The organism is Phenylobacterium sp. (assembly GCF_036677185.1).
Taxonomy (GTDB): domain Bacteria; phylum Pseudomonadota; class Alphaproteobacteria; order Caulobacterales; family Caulobacteraceae; genus Phenylobacterium.
In genome coordinates this window covers 1-3,190 of the sequence record NZ_JAKFEN010000037.1, presented here as the reverse complement: position 1 = coordinate 3,190, position 3,190 = coordinate 1, and the positions used below count along the sequence as shown (strand labels likewise).

The window sequence follows — 3,190 nt, the reverse complement described above, 5'->3', positions numbered from 1 at the left end:
TCAAAAAGCCGCTGATCGCCGGCCACGCCGGCGGCCTGTACGACAGCATCGATCCGACCGTCACCATCGACGACAAGGGCCAGGCCTATCTCGCCTGGGGCAATCCCAATCTGTGGTCGGTGAAGCTGAACAAGGACATGATTTCCTACGACACCAGCGTCGGGGACAAGGGCATCATCGGCCATCCGATGACCGTCAAGGCCTTGGGCGAGCGCACCCCTCCGGACACACAAGGCACTACGCTACCAAAGCCTGCTCTGCGCGGCACATCCTACGAAGAGGGACCCTGGTTCTACAAGCGCAAGAATCTCAATTACCTGTTTTTTGCCGCGGGTCCCATCCCTGAGCATCTCGCCTACTCCACCGGCCCCACACCCGAAGGCCCGTGGACCTACGGCGGGGTCGTCATGACCCCGCAAAGCGCCTTCACCAACCACCCGGGCGTGGTCGATTACAAGGGCAAGACCTACCTCTTCTACCACAACGCCGCGCTGCCGGGAGGCGATGGTTTCAAACGTTCCGTGGCCGTCGATGAGTTGAAGTTCAACCTGGATGGTTCGGTCCAAATGGTGCAGCCGACCAAGGAAGGGCCGGCGCCGGTCGCCACCCTCGATCCCTACAAGCGCGTGGAAGCCGAGACCATCGCCTGGTCTTCCGGTGTCAAGATCGAGCCCACCATCGGCGTCGGCGGACATAATGTGCGCGACATCCACGACGGCGACCACATCAAGGTGCGCAATGTCGATTTCGGCGCGGCCGGCGCGCGCGCCTTCATGGCCAGCCTGTCCAGCACAGCCAAGGCGAAGGTGGCCACCGGGGCGAAGATCGAGATTCGTTTGGACAAGCTCGACGGCCAGTTGATCGGCACGCTGCCGGTCTCGGGAACCGGCGGCCAATGGAAGCCGCAGTCTGTGCTGGTCTCCGGCGCCGCCGGCGTCCACGATCTCGTCTTCGTGTTCCGCGGTGCGGCCGGCGAAGAACTGTACAAGTTTGATTTCTGGCAATTTTCCCAGAACGCCTCCGCCGGGGCCCAGCCCCTTCCGGCGCCCCTGGCGAATCCTGCCCGTAATCCCCTGATCTGGGCCGACGTCCCGGACATTTCACTCATCCGTGTAGGAAAAACCTACTACATGAGCAGCACGACGATGCACATGAGCCCGGGCCTGCCGATCATGAAGTCGACGGACCTGGTCAACTGGAGCATGGCCTCCTACGCCTATGAAACCCTGGCCGACAACGAAGCCTTCCGCCTCGAAAACGGCAAGAATGCCTACGGCGCCGGCTCCTGGGCCAGCAGCATCCGTTACCACGACGGCGTGTTCCATGCCACGACGTTCGCCGCCACCACCGGCGGGCGCACCCACATCTACACCACGCGCGATCCGGAGCGCGGCCCGTGGAAAGAGACGAGTTTCGAGCCCTTGATGAATGACCACAGCCTGTTCTTCGACGACGACGGTCGCGTGTACATGGTTTGGGGGTGCAATCGCATCATGCTCACCGAGCTGAAACGCGATCTCTCCGGCGTCAAGCCCGGCGGCGTGAACAAGGCCATCATCGAACACGTCAACGCCCTCTTCGGCGCCAACCAGGGCGGGCTGTGTGGCGAGGGCTCGCAGCTTTCCAAGATCAACGGCCGCTACTACCTGCTCAACATCGCCTCGCCCAAGACCCGCTGGGCGCGCACCGTCATCGTCCACCGCGCCGACGCAATCGACGGCCCCTACGAGGGTCGCATCGCGCTCGATGACCGCGGTATCGCCCAGGGCGGCCTCATCGACACCCCGGAAGGCAAATGGTATGCCTATCTTTTCAAGGACAACGGCGCCGTCGGTCGCATCCCCTACCTCGTGCCCGTGACCTGGAAGGACGGCTGGCCCGTGCTCGGCCAGGACGGCGAGGTGCCCATGACGCTCGACATCCCCGCCGCCGGACAGGGCGCCTCCGGCGCCTCCGGCATCGTCGCCTCCGACGAATTCGACCGCCTGCCCGGCGCCCCCGACCTGCCCCTCGCCTGGCAATGGAATCACAATCCCGAGCCTCGTAACTGGTCGCTCACCAAGCGCCCGGGCTACATGAGCTTCGTCACCAGCCGGGTCGATTCCACCCTGCCCGAGGCCAGGAATACCCTCACCCAGCGCGCCTTTGGCCCTGACAGTTTCGCCACCACCAGCATCGACGTGAGCGGCATGAAAGACGGCGACTGGGCCGGCCTGGCCGCTTTTCAGAAAAAGTATGGTTTTGTTGGCGTAAAGATGAGCAACGGCGCCAGATCTCTCGTCATGGTGAGCGCCGACTCCGACCAGCCCGAGGAGATCGCCTCCATTCCCCTCTCCGGCAAGACCGTTCACCTCAAGGTCGAAGCCGAATTTCAGTCTGCGCCTGAAGACGCCCGCTTCGGCCTCGACGAGGGTGGCGCAAAGATCTACGGCATACCAGGGGCGCCTGAAGTCGCCCGCTTCTCCTACAGCCTCGACGGCAAATCCTGGACCCCCATCGGTCGTCCCTCGCGCCTTGCCTACACCTTCCCGCACTTCATGGGTTACCGCTACGCCCTCTTCTTTTATTCGACCAAGTCCGCCGGCGGCCGTGTGGACTTTGACTACTACCGGATCGGGCAAAGCGGCGGCGCCCGCTGACCGCAAAGGCACCAAACTTTCATCAATTGACATTGTATTTGGAAACGTATGCGTTCAACACCGGAATCCAGTTTGCCCCCGCCCGCAACTGAAGGGCAGACGTCGTGGCGGCGCGAGAACCGGCGCTACGCGCTGGTTTTCGTGTTGCTCATCCATCTGGCCTTGCTGGCCGCCATTCTGCTGTCGCGCGCGCGCGTTCCCGAGCCACCACCGGCGCGCAGCGTAGACGTGGTCCTGTTCCAGGAGAAAGTACCGGAAAAAAAGATTCCCGAACCTCCGCCCGAGAATATCGCCCCTCCCACCATCGCCCTGCCGCCCCCGCTCGCCCTGCCCCCGCTGCCAGTGCTCGACGTCGTGCCCGACGCCGTCCGGGCCCCGGCCCCGGCCCCTGCCCCTGCCCCGGCCCCTGCCGCGGCCCCGCCCGCGCCCCCGCCCCCGCCCGCGAAGGAGGCTGTGGCCAGCGCGCCCCCCAAGCTGTTCGAAGAATGCGCCGATTCCTCGGATCGGCATATGATCGCCGACGTATATCGCCTCACTGCCGGCAACCAATC

Annotated in this window: 1 protein-coding gene and 1 pseudogene; both read left to right on the top strand. The window is 64.2% G+C overall.

All coding sequences use genetic code 11. From position 1 onward, the window contains the following. Positions 1-2,639: family 43 glycosylhydrolase (locus tag V6M51_RS19460; protein ID WP_332769845.1), on the top strand; the 2,639-nt coding region annotated here is incomplete at its 5' end. A gap of 48 nt (positions 2,640-2,687) precedes the next feature. Next, positions 2,688-3,190, top strand: a pseudogene (locus V6M51_RS19455) (hypothetical protein); the annotation flags it as partial.